Source organism: Rheinheimera pacifica (genome assembly GCF_900108485.1).
Taxonomy (GTDB): domain Bacteria; phylum Pseudomonadota; class Gammaproteobacteria; order Enterobacterales; family Alteromonadaceae; genus Alishewanella; species Alishewanella pacifica.
Genome location: NZ_FNXF01000005.1, coordinates 60661 through 79343, shown reverse-complemented (window position 1 = coordinate 79343; position 18683 = coordinate 60661). Strand labels below are relative to the sequence as shown.

At 51.3% G+C, this 18683-nt stretch carries 14 protein-coding genes; 11 read left to right on the top strand and 3 right to left on the bottom strand.

Going from position 1 to position 18683, the window contains the following annotated elements; all coding sequences use genetic code 11:
- Positions 1–33: 33 nt before the first annotated feature.
- Both BLW68_RS08480 and priA read right to left on the bottom strand, forming a co-directional pair.
- Entirely contained in the window at positions 34–615 is a 582-nt protein-coding gene (locus BLW68_RS08480; protein WP_245728300.1) for an SPOR domain-containing protein, read from the bottom strand.
- 60 nt (positions 616–675) lie between these two features.
- Positions 676–2850 (bottom strand): primosomal protein N', encoded by a 2175-nt coding sequence (gene priA / locus BLW68_RS08475; protein ID WP_177172190.1) that lies wholly within the window; start codon positions 2848–2850, stop codon positions 676–678.
- 205 nt (positions 2851–3055) lie between these two features.
- On the opposite strand from priA, the gene rpmE reads away from it, so the two are divergent.
- Both rpmE and BLW68_RS08465 read left to right on the top strand, forming a co-directional pair.
- On the top strand, positions 3056–3268 hold the full coding sequence (gene rpmE / locus BLW68_RS08470; protein ID WP_092792296.1) for a 50S ribosomal protein L31: 213 nt from the start codon (positions 3056–3058) through the stop codon (positions 3266–3268).
- Between the two features lie 306 nt (positions 3269–3574).
- A complete protein-coding gene (locus BLW68_RS08465; protein ID WP_092792295.1) occupies positions 3575–4816 on the top strand; it encodes a malic enzyme-like NAD(P)-binding protein in 1242 nt (413 codons plus the stop codon).
- An 86-nt stretch (positions 4817–4902) separates the two neighbouring features.
- On the opposite strand, the gene metJ is transcribed toward BLW68_RS08465, so the two are convergent.
- A complete protein-coding gene (metJ, locus tag BLW68_RS08460; RefSeq protein ID WP_008217699.1) occupies positions 4903–5238 on the bottom strand; it encodes a met regulon transcriptional regulator MetJ in 336 nt (111 codons plus the stop codon).
- A gap of 183 nt (positions 5239–5421) precedes the next feature.
- Here metJ and metB point away from each other — a divergent pair, with 183 nt between their 5' ends.
- The 9 genes from metB to argH all read left to right on the top strand — a co-directional run bounded on the left by metB (position 5422) and on the right by argH (position 18656).
- Positions 5422–6687, top strand: a complete 1266-nt coding sequence (metB, locus tag BLW68_RS08455) for a cystathionine gamma-synthase (RefSeq protein WP_092792293.1) — start codon at positions 5422–5424, stop codon at positions 6685–6687.
- A 6-nt stretch (positions 6688–6693) separates the two neighbouring features.
- Positions 6694–9093, top strand: a complete 2400-nt coding sequence (metL, locus tag BLW68_RS08450) for a bifunctional aspartate kinase/homoserine dehydrogenase II (RefSeq protein ID WP_092792291.1) — start codon at positions 6694–6696, stop codon at positions 9091–9093.
- A 16-nt stretch (positions 9094–9109) separates the two neighbouring features.
- Complete coding sequence (metF, locus tag BLW68_RS08445; RefSeq protein WP_092792289.1) at positions 9110–10009, top strand: methylenetetrahydrofolate reductase; 900 nt, start codon at positions 9110–9112, stop codon at positions 10007–10009.
- 147 nt (positions 10010–10156) lie between these two features.
- A complete protein-coding gene (locus BLW68_RS08440) occupies positions 10157–13153 on the top strand; it encodes a diguanylate cyclase (protein ID WP_245728299.1) in 2997 nt (998 codons plus the stop codon).
- A 140-nt stretch (positions 13154–13293) separates the two neighbouring features.
- Complete coding sequence (gene argC, locus BLW68_RS08435) at positions 13294–14334, top strand: N-acetyl-gamma-glutamyl-phosphate reductase (protein ID WP_092792287.1); 1041 nt, start codon at positions 13294–13296, stop codon at positions 14332–14334.
- A complete protein-coding gene (argB, locus tag BLW68_RS08430) occupies positions 14327–15097 on the top strand; it encodes an acetylglutamate kinase (protein WP_092792285.1) in 771 nt (256 codons plus the stop codon). Before argC ends, argB begins: the two co-directional genes overlap by 8 nt.
- 43 nt (positions 15098–15140) lie before the next feature.
- Positions 15141–16055, top strand: a complete 915-nt coding sequence (locus BLW68_RS08425; protein ID WP_092792283.1) for an ornithine carbamoyltransferase — start codon at positions 15141–15143, stop codon at positions 16053–16055.
- A 7-nt stretch (positions 16056–16062) separates the two neighbouring features.
- The gene (locus tag BLW68_RS08420; RefSeq protein ID WP_092792281.1) at positions 16063–17271 is read left to right on the top strand and encodes an argininosuccinate synthase; all 1209 of its coding nucleotides are present in this window, start codon (positions 16063–16065) and stop codon (positions 17269–17271) included.
- Between the two features lie 5 nt (positions 17272–17276).
- A complete protein-coding gene (argH, locus tag BLW68_RS08415) occupies positions 17277–18656 on the top strand; it encodes an argininosuccinate lyase (protein ID WP_092792279.1) in 1380 nt (459 codons plus the stop codon).
- The last annotated feature ends 27 nt before the right edge of the window (positions 18657–18683 follow it).

Here is an 18683-nt window from a genome sequence, read left to right as displayed (position 1 = left end):
TTAAGGCTTAAGTGTGGCTGCGCCGGGCGCTTTTCAAGTCCAGTTCCAGATCCGGCAGGTATTGATATTTTGCTGGCGTAGGCGGTTCATATCTGAAGTGGCCTTACGCTTGGATTCATAAGGGCCCAACACCACCCTAAACCAAACGCCGTTATCGCCCTCAGTACGGCGCACGGTAGAGACAAAGCCGGCAAAGGCGATCTGGGCTTTCATCGCTTCAGCCTGCTGTTCCTGCCGGAACGAGCCACACTGCATCTGGTAAGGGCCGCTGGATTGTTGCTGTACCGGCACTTCAACAATTATTTCTTTGTTTTCCAGCTCTTTAATGTACTGGTATGGCTCTTCAGTGGGTTTGGCTGGCAGTTCGTCTTTTTTAACGGCCTGTTCTTTTTTAGCCACCGGCGTTACCGGTGCAGCGGGTTGCTGATTTAAGTACCAGAGAAAATAAATAAAACCACTGACCAGTGTGAGGGTAACCAGAATTAACAACCAGGGTTTTTTCGGCGCGGCAGCTTTGCTGTTGGCTCTGGCCGGGCGGCGGCTGGCAGTTTTGGCCTTAGGCCGGCTGGCTTTAACGTAATCTTTTTGTGGCATAAGGTCAGGTAATTTGCTCAAACTTCGGGGCTTGGCGGCTATTCTACTAGGTTAAGCGGAAAAAGAAACAACAGTGCGGCTTCAGGTAAGATCAGTGGGGTCAACGTCCAGTTGCCATTTTACTTTGCGGCTTAACGGCCAGCTGTGTAGTTGTTGCAGCAAATTATCCAGCGCAGTGTGCAGCTGTGGCCGGGCTGGGCTGTAAAGCTGCAGTTGCCAGCGGTATTTACCGGCCCGGCGCTCCAGTGGCGCCGGTATGGGCCCCAGCAGTTGTAAGCCGCTAATCTGACGGCTGCAGTCGGCAAGTTGTTGCAGCCACTGCTGACAAAGCTCGGACTGATGCGCCTCGGCGCGAAACAATGCCAGGTGCTGAAAGGGTGGCAAACGGGTTTGCTCGCGCTCTTTAAGTGCACTGCGGGCAAAAGATGCATAGCCATTATTAATAATATCCTGCAGTAAGACATGTTCCGGGTAATGGGTTTGCAGCAGCACTTTACCGCCACTACTGCCGCGGCCTGCGCGGCCAGCTACCTGTGTCAGTAACTGCGCCAGTTGCTCGGGGGCACGAAAATCACTGCTGTACAGCGCGCCGTCAACGTCAACAATAACCACCAGGCTGACATTAGGAAAATGATGGCCCTTGGCCAGCATTTGCGTGCCAACAATCAATCGTGCACCACTTTGATGAATATCATCCAGCGCCTGATGCAGTGCGCCTTTACGGCGGGTGCTGTCACGGTCAAGCCGGGTAATGGGCACATCCGCAAACAGCTGCTGCAGGTTTTCTTCTAATTGTTCGGTACCCTGACCCAGTGGTTTTAGCTGGGTGCTACCGCAATTACCGCACTGGCGCGGCACCGCTTTGCTGGCGCCACAGTGATGGCACACCAGTTGGCGGCTTTGTTTATGATAAGTGGTAAAAGCGCTGCAGCGATGGCATTCGGTTAGCCAGCCACATTCCTGACAGCTTAGCGCCGGGGCAAAACCACGGCGGTTTAAAAACAACATTACCTGCAGGCCCAAACCCAGTTGCTTTTTGATTTGCGCCAGCGTTTGACTGGCCAGGCCAAACTGCAATACCTGCTGTTTTAAATCGACCAGTTCAAACACCGGTAGGGCCTGGCCTGCTGCGCGATCGGGCAGCGGTAAGTGAATAAAACGTTTATTCAATGCGTTGTGCAGGCTTTCCAGACTGGGCGTAGCAGAGCCCAACAGAATTGGGCAGTGCTGCAGCGCAGCGCGCTTAATGGCTAAATCGCGGGCGTGATAGCGAAAGCCGTCCTGCTGTTTTAATGACTGGTCATGCTCTTCGTCAATAATAATCAGCCCCAGGCGGTAAAAGGGTAAAAACAATGCCGAACGGGTGCCGATAATTATGGCCGCGGCGCCGGTGCTGGCCTGTAGCCAGCAATGTAAGCGCTCGCTATCGCTAAGTGCAGAGTGCCAGCAGAGCACCGGAACATCAAACCGCGCCTGAAACCGCGCCAGTGTTTGTGGGGTTAAGCCAATTTCCGGCACTATCACCAGTACCTGCTGTTGCTGATTAAGCAAGCCGGCAATACTTTGCAGGTATACTTCAGTTTTACCCGAGCCGGTAACACCTTCGAGCAGTAAGCGTTCAAAGCGGCCGCAGGCCTGATCCACTGCTGTAACCGCCAATGCCTGATTACTGGTAAGTTTAAGGCCCGTAGCAGGCTTTAGCGGCGGTGTAAAAGGCACCGGCGGCACTATAAGCTCTTCTGCCAGCTGTTTATCCAGTAACTGTTTTAAGGTAGCGCGGCTATGTTGTTGCAATAGCACTGACTCGGTTAACTGGTGGCTTTGCAGCGCCTGCCACAGCGCACTTTGCTTAGCCGAGCGTTTTAATGCAGTACTATTTAGCTGCAAGCCTGCAGTGGTCAGGCGGTAGGCTTTAGGCTGGTAGTCTGTTAAGTTACGGCCTTCGCGCAGCAAAGCTGGCAGGGCGCTGATTAATACCTCACCCAGCGGGTAATGGTAATATTCAGCCGCAAAGCTTAGTAGCTGGCATAGCAGTGGCGGCAGCACCGGCGTGGTGTCGAGCAGTTGTAGTACGGTTTTTAGTTTGCTGGCATCAAAGCCATCGTCGGGTGCAAGCTGCCAGATAATGCCTACCAACTGGCGGTTACCAAAAGGCACAAGTACACGGCAGCCAATCTGACAGGGTTGATCAGAGGCAATAAGGTAGTCAAAGTGTTGTCTTAGCGGCACCGGCAGGGCCACGCGTACTACAGTCACAACAGGGTCCTGTTAAATAGCAGCCTTCAAGTGTAAGGACAGCCCGGTTAAATGCCAAGTAAAACAAAATTTATTGCACCGCTGCATAAGCTGTTGCAACTTTTGTGGCTATCTATTAAGCTACGCGCCCTTAATTAACTGTAATTACGTATGGTGTCTGGCAACAAATTTGACCAGATAGCGATACGGCCTAACGAGGTAACCCATGAAGCCAGGTATTCACCCAGAATATAAAGAGATTACTGCAACTTGTACTTGCGGTAATTCATTCAAAACTAAATCAGCACTGTGCAAAGACATCCACCTGGACGTTTGCTCTGCTTGCCACCCGTTTTATACCGGTAAGCAAAAAGTGTTAGACGTAGGCGGCCGTGTAGATCGCTTCAAAAAACGTTTCTCTGTACTGGGCAACCGTTAATCGGTTCTGTTACAGCAAAACAGAAAAAAGCACCTGCGGGTGCTTTTTTTGTGCCTGTAATTTGTGTCAGATGAGGAATTTATATTCAATATTGCTAAAAGAAATGTCGTTTGTCTGTCGTAATTGTTATAACAACTACGGGGTGCGACTAAAGTGCTATAGCCAGATAAACCGTTTTGCGCTGGTACGATCAGACTGATTGGGGTTCTCTTACCGCTGGCAGCTCTTTAGAATAAGCCTCCCTCAGACGTAACTGTATAACAATAACTTTACGCTAAGCCCTACAACAAACGGCAGGATAAACAGATGTCAGATTTCAGAGAACAAGCACTGCGTTACCACGCAGAACCCAAACCCGGCAAAATCAGTATTGAGATCAGCAAACCGGCCGAAACCGTTACTGATCTGGCTCTGGCCTACAGCCCGGGTGTTGCTGAGCCGGTACGCGAAATAGCCGCTGATATCGACAATGTGTACAAGTACACCGCCAAAGGCAATTTGGTGGCTGTAATTACTAATGGCACGGCTATTTTAGGCCTGGGTAATTTAGGGCCCATGGCCTCGAAGCCGGTAATGGAAGGTAAGGCATTGCTGTTTAAGCGTTTTGCTAACCTGGATTCGATTGATATTGAAGTAACACACCGCACCACGGAAGAGTTTATTAATACCGTTGCCAATATTGCCGACACCTTTGGTGGTATCAACCTTGAGGATATCAAAGCGCCGGAGTGCTTTGAAATTGAAAAAGAGCTGATTAAACGCTGCAAAATTCCGGTGTTTCATGATGATCAGCACGGTACTGCTATTGTGACAGCTGCCGGCATGCTAAACGCGCTGGAAATCCAGGGTAAAGATATTAAAAATGCGATTATTGTCTGTATGGGGGCCGGGGCGGCGGCTATTGCCTGTATGGAACTATTGATTAAATGCGGCGCCCAGCGCGAGCATATTTATATGCTGGATACCAAAGGGGTTATTCACACCCGCCGCGATGATTTAAATCAGTACAAGCTGCTGTTTGCCAATAATACTGATAAACGCACGCTGGAAGATGCCTTAAACGGTGCTGATGTGTTTGTTGGCGTGTCTGGCCCGGACGTGTTACCGCCAGAGGCGTTAAAGCTAATGGCCGACAAGCCGGTTATTTTTGCCTGCTCGAATCCGGATCCGGAAATTAAGCCTGAGCTGGCCCATGCCATGCGTGACGATATTATTATGGCTACCGGCCGTTCAGATTATCCGAACCAGGTAAATAACGTGCTGTGTTTTCCGTTTATTTTCCGCGGTGCTTTAGATGTACGCGCCAGTGTTATTAATGACGAAATGAAGCTGGCGGCGGTAAATGCCATTCGGGCTATTGCTAAAGAGGCAGTGCCGCAGGAAGTGTTAACTGCCGCTAAGGTTGACCAGCTTAGTTTTGGTAAAACCTATATTATTCCTAAACCGATGGACCCGCGCCTGTTGTCACGGGTTGCTCTGGCCGTGGCGCAAGCCGCCGTAGCATCCGGGGTGGCAAGGTTACCGTTGCCGGAAAACTATTATAGTTAATTGCCAGACTTAACTGTTATCGCTAAACCGCGCAGTTAACATGCTGCAAAAACAGAACACCCGCCAGCTGGCGGGTGTTCTGTTTGTTATTCTTCGTCGCTGTCAGCTTCGATAATCACCGGAATGGGTTTGCCCATGCTGGTTAAGATCTGGCGTACTTCTGCCGGGATCTGGTGCGGGTTATCTTTACGTAAATCTTCATCGGCTGGCAGTGGCTGGCCGGTAAATGCATGCAGAAACGCTTCGCATAATAATTCACTGTTGGTTGCATGTCGCAGGTTGTTTACCTGGCGGCGGGTGCGCTCATCGGTCAGCACTTTTAATACGTTCAGCGGAATAGATACGGTGATTTTTTTTACGAGTTCTGATTTTTTACCGTGTTCCGCGTACGGGTGAATATATTCCCCATTCCACTTAGCCATATGGTTACCTTGTATTAGTCATTATGTTGTATTGCTTTACGCAAGTGGCGAAATTCTATCTTGTTATGCCGCGCAGTCAAATAGTGTACAACAAATAATGATTATAGACGGCTAAATGGTTTGACATCTTTATTTCTATCATTATACTTTTAGACGTCTAAACATCTAAATGAGGTTTTCCCCATGTCAAAGCGCCACGCCGCGACTATCGCTGCCCGGGCCGGTATTGCTCAGGACTCTGCCCATGCTGCGGTTACCCCACCGCTGTATTTAACCTCAACTTATGAATTAAAAGCCTTTAAACAACCCGGCCCGTACGATTATTCACGTTCGAATAACCCGACCCGGGATTTATTAGCCGAAACGCTGGCCGAGCTGGAAGGCGGTGTAAAGGCTATAGTTACCAGCACCGGCATGTCGGCCTGTTTACTGGCACTGCAACTGCTGACACCAGATGATACGCTAGTGATCCCGCATGATTGCTACGGTGGCAGTTACCGGTTGTTTGTTAACCTGGCGCAGCGCAAGCGGGCTTTTAACCTGCTGGTGGTAAATTTTCAGCATGCTGACTGGGCTGAGCAAATCCGGGCGGTTAAACCGAAAATGATCTGGCTGGAAACACCGTCTAACCCGTTGCTGCAAATTACCGATGTGCGTGCAGTATGTGATTTGGCTAAAGCACTTCAAGCGCTGGTGGTGGTGGATAACACCTTTTTATCGCCGATATTACAGCAACCTCTGGCGCTGGGCGCTGATATTGTTGTGCATTCCACTACTAAATATATTAACGGCCACAGCGATATAGTCGGTGGGGTATTGATCGCAAAATCGCAGCAACTGGGCGATGAATTAAAATGGTGGGCCAATTGCCTGGGTATTACCGGTGCCCCCTTTGACAGCTATATGACGCTGCGCGGCCTGCGGACACTGGAACCGCGGCTGCGTTTGCAGCAGGATAATACCGCCCGGGTAGTCGATTTTCTGGCAAAACAGCCACTGGTGGCTAAAGTGTATTACCCCGGGCTGCCACAGCATCCTGGCCATGCTATTGCTAAAGCCCAGCAAAGCGGCTTTGGTGCGATGTGCAGTTTTGATTTGGCTGCCGACGAAGCCTTGCTGCCGGTGTTTTTCTCTGCACTGAGCTTATTTACGCTGGCACAGTCGCTGGGCGGTATTGAAAGTCTGGTGTGCCATCCGGGTACTATGACGCATGCATCAATGGATGCTGCCGCACAGAAAACTGCCGGTATCGGCCCAACGTTAATCCGTTTGTCGGTAGGTATTGAAAACGCCGATGACTTGCTGGCCGATTTACAGCAGGCTTTTAATGCGGTTGCCAGTGCCAGCCAGCAGGCAGATAACAGCGGCAAAGCTGACGGCACCGTGAGGCAGCAACATGAACAACAACAGCAGTTTCGGTTAAATCCGGCACTTAGCGCTTTTTGGTAATTAATTATGCAAGTTCAAGCAAAAGCACAGCACAGCAACACAGCGCAGGTGCATAAATTTGGCGGCAGCAGCTTAGCCAGTGCGCAGCGGTTTGCTGCAGTGGCTGATATTTTACAGCAGCAAAACTGCCAGCAAGCGCTGTGGGTCGTGGTCTCGGCACCGGGTGATACTACTGATGCCTTACTGGCTATTATTGCAGTGGCAGAAGATACCGCTGCGCGTGATGCGGCACTGAACGCACTGCAAGCTCAACTGACTGCGTTAGTGCAGCAAACATTAGCGGCAGAAGCGGCAACGGTGGTAACCGCGCAGTTACAGCAATGGCTGGCCGCCGTGCCGGATGCACTGGCACAGCAACGGGTAAATGATGTACTGGCAATTGGTGAGCGTTTATCCGCCCTGCTGTTAAGTGAGCTATTAAAACAGCAACACTTTAATGCTGTAGCAGTGGATGCGCGCGATTTTCTGCGTTTAAAACAGCATCAGCCAGACTGGACAGCGTCAGCAGAATTACTGGCAAAATACACCCAGCCCGGCTGTATTCATGTGGTTACCGGCTATATAGCCCGTGATGATAAAGGCCGCAGCATTACGCTGGGCCGTAATGGCAGTGATTATTCCGCTACCTTGCTCGGCGCGCTGGTACAGGCTGCTGAAGTGACGATCTGGACCGATGTTAAAGCTATTTACAGCGCAGATCCGCGCAAAGTGGCTTGTGCTATACCGTACAGCCAGGTGAGCTGGCAGCAGGCTTGTCAGTTGGCACAGCTGGGTAACCCGGTGTTACATGCCCGTACCTTAGCACCGTTGACCGGTACAGATACCGTATTGCAGGTACGCAGCAGCTATGAACCAGAGCAGAGCGGCTGTTGCGTGGCGCAGCCAAGCAATACGCAGCCAAGCGCAGCGCAGCAGGGGTTTATTACTGAACTGAATGACGTCACCTTATTAACCCTGCATCAGGACATCGCCGTTACTGCAGAGAGGCTGGCGTTAGAGCTGCAACAGCCGGTCATTGAGTTGCCACAACAAGGCGACAATCTGTGCTGGTTGCTGCCCACCGTTTGTGCTGAACAGGCACTGGCCTGGCTGGCGGAATTAAATGTGCATGCCGTGTGGGACACCCGGCGTTATTGCGCTGTGGCATGGTTAAAAGCTGATCAGGCAGAGCAGGCCACTGTGGCCGATCAGCTGTTGCAGCAATATGCGGTATTACACCGCTATGAAAACGCCCAGCAGCTGATTTGGTTACTACCTGAGCCCTTGTCTGCTGCAGTGTTACAGCAGTTACATCAGCAGTTAATCTTGCCAAAACCGGTGTTACAACTGGTGGTGGCAGGTGCCGGCAATGTTGGCGCTGAATTTCTCAGCATGCTGGTCACGCAGCAGCAACGCTTTGACAGCACGCTTAAACTAAATTTGGCGGCGGTGCTCAATTCACGCCAGGCGGTGCTTGGCAGCAACATTGCGCTAAGCCAATGGCAACAGCAACTGACACAAGGCAGCCACTGGACAGCAGAACAGTTAACCAGCTATGTTGCAGCTTTGCCTTCGCCTAAGGTACTGGTAGATATTACGCCCAGCCTTGATTTCGCCCGCTTGTACCCTGAGTTTATTGCTGCAGGTTGCCATATTATCAGTGCCAATAAACAGGGGGTAACCTTGCCTGGTGCTGAGTATCAGCAAATTAAGCAGGCGCTGGTGCAATACAAACGGCAGTGGTTTAGTAACACTACCTGCGGTGCCGGCATACCGGTGCAGCGCACCTTGCAGGAGTTATTAAGTGCAGGCGACACGATCAATGAAGTTAGCGGTATTTTCTCCGGTACGTTGTCGTGGCTGTTGTGTCAATACGATGGCAGCAAGCCGTTTTCTGATTTTGTGCTGGATGCGCAGCAAGCTGGCCTGACTGAACCGGACCCGCGTGATGATTTATCCGGCAAGGACGTACAGCGCAAGTTACTGGTACTGGCTCGCGAGCTGGGTGTGGCACTGGAGCTGGACGATATTACACTGCAACCCCTGCTACCGGCCGGGCTGGAACTGGGCAGCTGGCAGGATTTCTGGCAGCAGCGTGACATACTTGATACTGAGCTTGCAACTGTTTTTGCCCGTGCGAACACCGCTGGCAAGGTATTGCGCTATGTTGCCAGTTTGTCGCTTGAACAGGGTAAAGCCAGTGCCAAAGTTGCCTTGGAACTGGTATCGGCTGAGCATGCGCTGGCGGCAATAGCGCCTTGCGACAATGTTTTTGTTATCCGCTCCGGCTGGTATAGCGCCAATCCGCTGGTACTGAAAGGCCCGGGGGCTGGCCGGGTAGTGACTGCCGGCGGGTTGCATGCAGATCTGGCTGTGCTGATTAACCAACTTATTGGCAAGGCCACCGCGCCTGCCTTACTGACGTAACAGAAAGAGAATCGTTATGGCATTTGCAAATGCACAATATTTAGACGCAATTAACCGTAACTTGCAGGATGTGGAAGGCAAGGTTAACGTCAGTTTTGAGTTTTTCCCGCCGAAAACACCACAGATGGAACAAACCCTGTGGCAGTCAATTGAACGGCTGGCGCCGCTGGCGCCATCTTTTGTCTCGGTAACCTATGGCGCTAATTCCGGCGAGCGTGACCGCACACATGACATTATAAAATCAATTAAACAGCGCACAGGTTTAATTGCAGCGCCGCATTTAACCTGTGTTGATGCCAGTAAAGAAGCGCTGATTGATATTGCCAGAGACTACTGGCAAAACGGTATCCGCCATATCGTGGCGCTGCGCGGCGATTTACCGCCCGGTAGCATTGCCAAGCCAGATTTATATGCGGCAGATTTGGTAGAAATACTGCGCTCAGTGGCTGATTTTGATATTTCGGTGGCGGCCTATCCTGAAGTACACCCGGAAGCCCCTAATGCGCAGTTTGATTTACTGAATTTAAAGCGCAAAGTTGAAGCCGGAGCATCACGCGCCATTACGCAATTCTTCTTTGATACGGAAAAGTTTTTACGTTATCGCGATCGCTGTGCTGCCATAGGCATTGATGTTGACATTGTGCCGGGTATTTTACCGGTAACCAATTTTCAGCAACTGAAAAAATTTGCTGCTCTAACCAACGTAGCTGTGCCAACCTGGATGCATAAAGCTTATGAAGGCCTGGATAACGACGTCACCACGCGGAACCTGGTGGCAGCCAATATCGCTATGGAAATGGTCAAGGTATTAAGCCGCGAAGGTGTGGATCACTTTCATTTTTACACGCTTAACCGCAGCGAGCTCAGTTATGCCATATGCCACTTACTGGGAGTCAGGCCACAAACTGCTGTGTAAACTACTTTACTACACCTGTGCCCGTGATCAAACGGGCTTTTTTCATTAACAAATGGACTTTGGCCGGGTTGGCGCCAACTGAAAATTGGGTTAATCTGAGCGGCATTATTGCTTTAGCAATTGCTTAATGAACAGGGATGAGTAGTAATGTCTGAAGTTCTCAGCTGGCGCTGTGCTGCCAGACACTCATTAATGCGCCATAGCTGGTTAACACTACTGGTATTGTTGTGCAGCAGCACAAATTTTTTTGCCAGTGCCAGTGCCAGCCCGGCCAAACTAAGCAATTACTTCCAGGAAAGCTGGACTACCCGCGATGGCCTGCCGCACAACACCATTAATGATATCAGTCAGAGTGAAGATGGCTATCTGTGGATAGCCACCTGGGAAGGCGTTGCTCGTTTTAATGGCCGGGAATTCAGTATTTTTGGCCGGGGAGGGCTGACGGGGCTGCCTGACTCCGGTATCCGGGTATTAAATAAAGACAATGACGGTAACGTGCTGATTGCAGGATCCCGCGGAGGTTTCAGCCTGCATTCGGTCAATGGCTGGCGTAGCTGGGCACCGTTTAATGTATTACTTAATGCGGTTGTTCAGGATCAGCAGGGAGCTTTCTGGCTGGCCAGTGAGGGGCAGGGGGTGTTCAGGCAGGCACCGGATGGCAGCCGCCAGCAATATACCCAGGCTGATGGTTTACCCAGTGGTGTTGTACACAGCTTATTGGTTGATAGTAGTGGCCGGCTGTGGATTGGTTCGGGCCGTGGCCTGGCCTGGCTGGATACAACACAGCCGCAGCCGCAAATAGTGGTAGTAGAAGACATGCCTGCCGCGCCGGTATTTGTGTTAGCTCAGTATAACGACAAAGTGTTGGCGGGAACCGAGCGTGGCTTATTCAGCTGGCAAAATGGCCAAAGTGCACTGTTGGATGACGCTTTAGCCGATTTACCGGTTTCATCATTGTTGTTAAGTAATGAACAAATCTGGATTGGCACCACTGACCGGGGGTTGCTGCGTTACAGTGAGCTGGGGCTGGAGCAACTCACTATCGCCGGTGGCTTGCCAAATAACCGTATTTTATCGTTGTATCTGGATCGCGAACAAAGCATTTGGGTTGGCACTAACGGCGGTTTATTTCGTTTACGTGATGCCCCTTTTGTTACTTACACTGCTGAACTTGGCCTGGCGGGGGATTATGTTCGCAGCGTAATGGCACACAGCGATGGTTCAGTATGGATTGGCAGCAGCCAGGGGGTTAGCCGTTTGGCCGGGCGGCAGCTGAAAACGCTGGATTTGTCTGCTGCCAGCCGTGGTCAGTCTGTATTAAGCCTGACAGAGGCCGCGGATGGTTCGGTGTGGATTGGTACTTACACCGACGGCGTATTGCTGTGGCAAAACGGCAAAATTGCCCGGCGGCTGGATCGGCAAAGTGGTTTATTAGCCAACGAGGTTCGCGCGGTGGTGCCGGCAAAAGACGGCGCGCTTTGGGTGGGCACAGCGCAGGGGCTCAACTATGTCAGCGCTGATGGCATCAAAAGCTTTACCACCGCAGAGGGGTTGCCAGCGCCTTTTATTATGGCGTTATATCTGCACACTGATGGCAGGTTGTTTATCGGTACCGGGGCTGGGGTGGCAATTATGCAGCCAGATGGCAGCATAGTACCGGTTGAACTCAGCAATCTGGATGGGGCGGAATATGCGTTCGGCTTTGCACCGGATACTGCTGCTGATGCCATCTGGATGACCACCGACCGCGGCTTGGTTCATTACTCATTGAGCAGCGGCGAGCTAACAATGCTGGGGCGGAATGTTGGTTTGCCATTTGATAAATTATTTCAGGTGGTGATCGACAGGCAACAAAATCTTTGGGTCAGCAGTAACAGGGGCATACTGCGGCTGGAGCGCGAGCATATTGCCGCTGTACTCAATGGTAAGCGTGACCACCTTGACTATGAGTTATTTGGTGAAGGTGACGGCATGCAAAGTGCCCAGGCCAATGGCGGTTCCATGCCAGCTGCTACGTTGGCCCGGGATGGTGCTGTCTGGTTTGCGACCTCCAAAGGCGCCAGTATGGTACAACCTCAGGTGTTAAAACGCTTTGCCGCAAATATTCCGCCAATAGTGATCGAAAGCTTAAAAGTTAATGGTACTGAAAGGCAGTTAACCTCTTCAATTCAGTTAGCAGCAGGGGTTAACCGGCTGGAATTTGCTTTTGCCGGCCTGGGTTTTGTTATGCCACAGCGTATTCAATATCGTACCAGGTTGCAGGGGTTCGATTCTGACTGGGTGGAGCGGGGTTCACAAAACGTGGCCGAGTACACCAACCTGCCACCAGGAGAGTATCGCTTTTTAGTCAGTGCCGCTTATCCGCAAGGCGGCTGGAGCGAACATGAAGCCAGCTTAAGCTTCACCATTTTTCCTTATATCTGGCAAAGGCCGGGTTTCTGGCTGGCGATAGTGGGTTTGGTCACATTGCTGGGCCTGGTAATGTTGCGCTGGCGCCTTAACGCTTTGCGCCGGCGTGAGCAATTATTACGTTGGCAGGTGGCGGAAAAAACCGTTGAATTACAGCAGCAAGCAGATCATTTAAAAGCGGTAGATCAAGAGCGTTCTGCTCTGCTGGTCCAATTAAAACGCCAGGCTGAAGAATTTGAACAACAGGCAAGGTGCGATGCGTTAACCGGGCTGGCAAACCGCCGCGCCTTTGATGAAGCATTGGCACGTGAATGCGCGCGCTCGCGACGCAATAATCTGCCACTTTGCCTGGTGCTGCTGGATATCGATCATTTTAAACAGGTAAATGACAGTTACAGCCATAGCATTGGTGACGAAATTCTTAAGCTGGTGGCTGCTGAAATTAGTAGCCATTGCCGGACCGACGATACCGTAGCGCGCTGGGGGGGGGAAGAGTTTGCCATACTGCTGCCGAACACCACGATAAAAGTAGCGCAGGATATTTGCGAACGCATGCGCCAGGCGATTATGCAGATTGACTGTGCTGTATTTGCTTCAGGGTTGCGCATTACGGTAAGTATGGGCATTGCTGAGTTTGCCGGTGAGGCACACTATGATAAGTTATTGTCACGTTCTGACAGTGCGCTGTATCGGGCAAAGCAAAATGGCCGAAACCGGATAGACATTGCTGTTTAGCCGAAATGTTATTAATTGTTTTTGTATAAAAATTCATAAAAACAGAATAATAATTCTTGAAACTGCATGCCGGCCGTTCTACACTAGCGGCTGTTTCGTGCTATACCTATACGTTATTTACTGTTTGAGAGCCGTATCCGATGTTATCAACTGACAAATCTTCTTCTTTAGTACGCAGCATTGTATTAGGTGCTGCCGGTTACAGCGGTGCTGAGCTGGCGGTGATTTTAGCGCGCAATCCCTATTTTGACCTGTGTGGCGCCTATGCGTCGGCCGGGCGCAGTGCCGAGCCGTTTTCTTCTTTATATCCGCGTTACAAACAGCAACTGGACATACTGGTTCAGCCGTGGACAGATGAGCTGGCCAGCACCTTAAACGGCAAGATTGATGTGGCTTTTTTAGCCCTGCCGCATGAAGCCAGCGAAGCGGTTACGCCGTTGCTGTTGGCGCAAGGCATAGATGTGGTGGATTTATCCGGTGCCTTTCGTTTAAAGCAGCCGCAACTGTATCCGCAATATTATGGTTACGAACACCAGCATCCTCAATTGCTGGAAGAAGCAGTGTATTCATTAATGGAATGGCAGAACACGCCATTGCCAAGGTTAATTTCAGTCCCCGGTTGTTATCCAACTGCCTGTTCACTGGCACTGTTACCGCTGATTAAAGCCGGTTTGGTGGCCGAGGGTTGTGTTCCGGTGATCAACGCTACCAGTGGCGTATCCGGTGCTGGTCGTAAAGCTGCGCTTAGTACCTCGTTTTGTGAAGTTGGCCTAAATGCCTACGGCTTTTTTAAACACCGCCACCGGCCGGAGATAGAGCAGAATTTAGGCAGAAAAGTAGTGTTTACGCCGCATTTAGGCAATTTTAAACGCGGTATTTTAGCTACCAGTGTGGTGACATTAAAAGCCGGCGTCACTGCTGAGCAGGTAAACGCGGCATTCAATAGCGCTTACGCCGGCAAGCCATTAGTGCGTTTAGTATCGCACTCACCTAATGTTGCCGATGTAGCCGGCACGCCGTATTGTGATATTTACTGGCAGCAGGATGGCGAGCAAGTGGTGGTGGTATCAGCTATTGATAACCTGTTAAAAGGTGCAGCAGCTCAGGCGATGCAAGCGGCTAACGTACGTTTTGGCAAGCCGGAAACGGCTGGTTTATTTGCCGGGGTGAGCCATGAATAATACGCCTTTGGTACTAAAAATGGGTGGCCGGCTGTTGCAGGACGACAGCGCACTGGATGCCTTGCTGGCTGTGTGTGCCGAATTAAAGCAGCAGTATCCGCTGGTGCTGGTACACGGCGGTGGTGATCAGGTTGATCAGTGGCTGGCTAAGTTTGGTTTTCATACCGAAAAGCTCGACGGCCAGCGTATTTCACCGGCCGAGCAAATGCCGGTGATCGCCGGAGCTTTAGCCGGTGCCGTTAATGCGCATATGGTAGCGCGCGCTTCATTGCAGGGTTTAAAGCCGGTTGGTTTAACGTTATCGGCCGGTAATAGCTGCCGCTTTGAATTAAACCCTAAATTGGGTGCTGTCGGCGTAGCTAAACCACAAGATGGTACTTTACTGCAAAATTTGTTATCTGCCGGTTTTACGCCGGTATTCAGCTCGGTTGGCCATGGCGAGCAAGGCCAGTTATTAAATGTAAATGCCGATTTAGCTGCTGCGGCTATTTGTCAGCTGGTACAAGGCCAGTTGGTATTGTTAACCGACGTACCCGGCATTTTAGATGGCGAAGGCAAGCTGATAAACGAGCTCAATAGTCGCCAGGCTGCAGAATTAGTAAGCCAAGGTATTATCAAAGGTGGTATGAAAGTAAAACTGGATGCCGCTTTAGACACCGCTCAGGCACTGCGACGAAGTATCACTGTCGCGGGCTGGCAACACCCGCAAGATCTGTTAAATCTGATGCGACAGCAAGCAGTAGGCACACGCATCGTCTGTTAGTCCCTTAAACAAGGATGCCGCACTGGCGGCAGGTCAGCTGAAAATGAGTAAACTGAAACAACTATTGAGTCTGGCTGAATTAAGCCCGGCCATGCTAAACGATTTGCTGAATTTAGCGCTGAATGTGAAGCAGCAACCGGAAAAATACACTCAGGCTCTGGCGGGTAAGAGCATAGCGCTGGTTTTTGAAAAGCCATCGTTGCGTACCCGTGTTAGTTTTGATGTGGGTATTTATAAGCTCGGTGGCCATAGTGTGTATATGGACCAGCAAAACGGCGCTATGGGTAAACGCGAAACCGTCGCCGATTTTGGCCGCAATCTGGCCTGCTGGACCGATGCCATAGTGGCGCGGGTATTCTCGCAGCAAACCTTGGAGCAATTGGCACAGGCCAGCCACAAACCGGTGATAAATGCGCTCAGTGATTTGTATCATCCGTGTCAGGCACTGGCCGATTTGCTGGCATTAAAGGAGCGCTTTGGCGATCTGACCAAAGTGCATCTGGCTTATGTCGGTGATGGCAATAATGTTTGCCATTCGCTGATGATTGGTGCGGCATTATCCGGCATGAAAATGACGGTAGTAACGCCACAAGGTTTCTCACCTGATGCCCAGGTATTATTGCGGGTACAAAAAATAGCAGCCGATACCGGTGCGGTGCTGGAGCTAAGCCCGCATTTATCAGCCGCAGCCGGTGCCGACGCTATTTATACCGACACCTGGTTGTCGATGGGCGATAAAGCCGACCCTGAGCAGATTGAACGCGTGTTTAAGCCTTATCAGATCAACACCGCCGTGATGCAACGCCTGGCGGTAAAATATTTTATGCACTGTTTACCGGCGCACCGTGAGCACGAGGTTACCAGCGAGGTACTCGACAGCGAGGCGTCACTTGTATTACTGCAGGCGGAAAACCGCATGCACGCCCAGAATGCCGTATTAATCAGTTTATTTGCGTGAGGACACTATGAGTATCAAAAAAGTCGTTTTAGCCTATTCCGGCGGTCTGGACACCTCGGCTATCGTGCCATGGTTAAAAGACAACTATAACTGTGAAGTTATCGCCTTTGTGGCTAATGTCGGGCAGGGTGATGAAGAGCTGGCCGGAGTGGAGCAAAAGGCCATTAACTCAGGTGCCAGTAGCTGTTATATCGTCGATTTACGCGAAGAGTTTGTTAAAGAAGTGATTTACCCGACGCTGAAAACCGGCGCGGTATACGAGGGCCAGTATTTGCTGGGTACTTCTATGGCGCGGCCGGTTATTGCCCGTGCCCAGGTAAAACTGGCACTGGAGCTGGGGGCAGATGCTTTGTGCCATGGCTGTACCGGTAAAGGTAATGATCAGGTCCGCTTTGAAGGCGCCTTTGCCGCACTGGCACCACAACTGAAAGTGATTGCACCGTGGCGTGAGTGGCAGTTTAATTCACGTCAGTCACTGCTGAACTATTTAGCAGAGAAAAAGGTGCCAACTACGGCGTCTGCCACCAAAATATACAGCCGCGATGCTAACTTATGGCATATCTCACATGAAGGCGGCGAGCTGGAAAACCCCTGGTGTGAACCCTCAGAACAGGTGTGGATGTGGACCAAATCACCGGAGCAGGCGCCGGATCATGCCGCCTATGTTGAGCTGAGCTTCGATAAAGGCGAGCTGACTAAGATCAACGGCCATGATATAGCACCGGTTGCTGCGATTGAGTTGCTAAATGAAATTGGTTCTGAGCATGGCGTTGGCCGCATTGATATCGTGGAAAACCGCTTAGTCGGCATGAAATCACGCGGTTGCTATGAAACACCGGGCGGCACCATTTTAATGGCGGCGTTAAAGGGCTTAGAAGCACTGGTGTATGATCGTACTTCACTGAAATACCGTGAAGAAGTGGGCCAGGAATTTGCCCAGCTGGTATACGATGGCCGTTGGTTTACGCCATTAAAAGATGCGCTGCTGGCAGCGGCCACTTCGCTGGCGGAACAGTTAACCGGTGATGTGGTCATTAAGCTGTATAAAGGCAATGTTACCGTGGCGAAGCGTCGTTCACCTAACTCGCTGTACTCTGAAGCCTTTGCCACCTTTGAGGGCGATGAAGTGTACAACCAGAAAGACGCAGCCGGCTTTATCCGCTTGTACAGCCTGGCCAGCCGTATCCGGGCACTACATCAGCAACAAAAAGGGTAATTATTATGGCAATGTGGGGCGGACGGTTTCAGGAAGCAACCCTTGCTGAGTTTCGTGACTTTAACGACTCGCTAAGCTTTGATTATTTGCTGGCGCAGCAGGATATTCAGGCTTCGCGGGCCTGGGCACAGCAACTGGCGCAAGCCGGTATTATCAGCACCGACGAAGCCGCGCAGCTCGATGCCGCTCTGGCAGATCTGGCGGTGGCGATAGATGCCGACGCTAAACTGCCGCTGCAAACCAGTGAAGAAGATATTCACAGCTGGGTAGAAGCACAGCTTACGGCTAAGTTGGGGGCAGTGGCGAAAAAGCTGCACACCGGCCGCAGCCGTAATGATTTGGTAGCTACGGATTTACGCCTGTGGAGCAAACTGCATGCACAAAATGTGCGCCAGTCCTTGCTGGGCGCCATAGCGGCCTTGCTAACCTTTGCCGAACGTGCCGGCACGGCGGTAATGCCGGGTTTTACCCACTTGCAACGGGCGCAGCCGGTATTAGTGGCGCACTGGGCGTTGGCCTATGTTGAGATGTTTAAACGCGATGTTAGCCGCTTAGACGATGCCTTAACCCGGATGGATGTTTGTCCGCTCGGTTGCGGAGCTTTGGCCGGCACAGGTGTGGCGGTTGACCGCGGGCAATTGGCACAGCGGCTGGGCTTTGCCAGTGCCGCGCTAAATAGCCTGGATGCAGTGTCAGATCGGGATTATGTAGTGGAGTTATCCGCCGCGGCCAGTATCTGTATGACGCACTTATCGCGTTTATCGGAAGATGTGATTTTCTTCTGCTCCGGTGAAGCGGGCTTTTTCAAACTGGGTGATGCGATAAGCTCCGGCTCATCGTTAATGCCGCAAAAGAAAAACCCTGATGTGTTTGAGCTGCTACGCGGTAAAACCGGCCGCGTGCTGGGCCATCTGGTGGCGATTTTGCACGTACTTAAAGGCTTACCGCTGGCCTACAACAAAGATATGCAGGAAGACAAACAGGGCTTTTTTGACCTGATGGCCACCTGGCAGCAATCTTTGCTGGTGCTGGCGACGGTATTGCCGCATTTAAGTGTCAACGAGGTGCAGTGCCGTCAGGCGGCTGAGCTCGGTTACAGCAATGCCACCGATTTAGCCGATTACTTAGTTAGCAAAGGTATGCCATTTCGTGATGCACATGAGGTGGTGGGCGAGCTGGTCGTGCATGCGGCCAAGCAGCAACTGGCGCTGGAAGCTTTACCGCTAAATGAGCTGAAGCAGTTCAGTACATTGATAGGCGATGATGTTTATCCGGCATTGCAACTGGAAGCCGGTTTGCAAAAACGCGCCGCCCTGGGCGGTACTGCACCGCAGCAGGTGCTGGCAGCTTTGGCGCAAGCTAAGCAGTGGTTTGAATCAGCTTGATTCTTATTATATTGATAAGTATTAAAA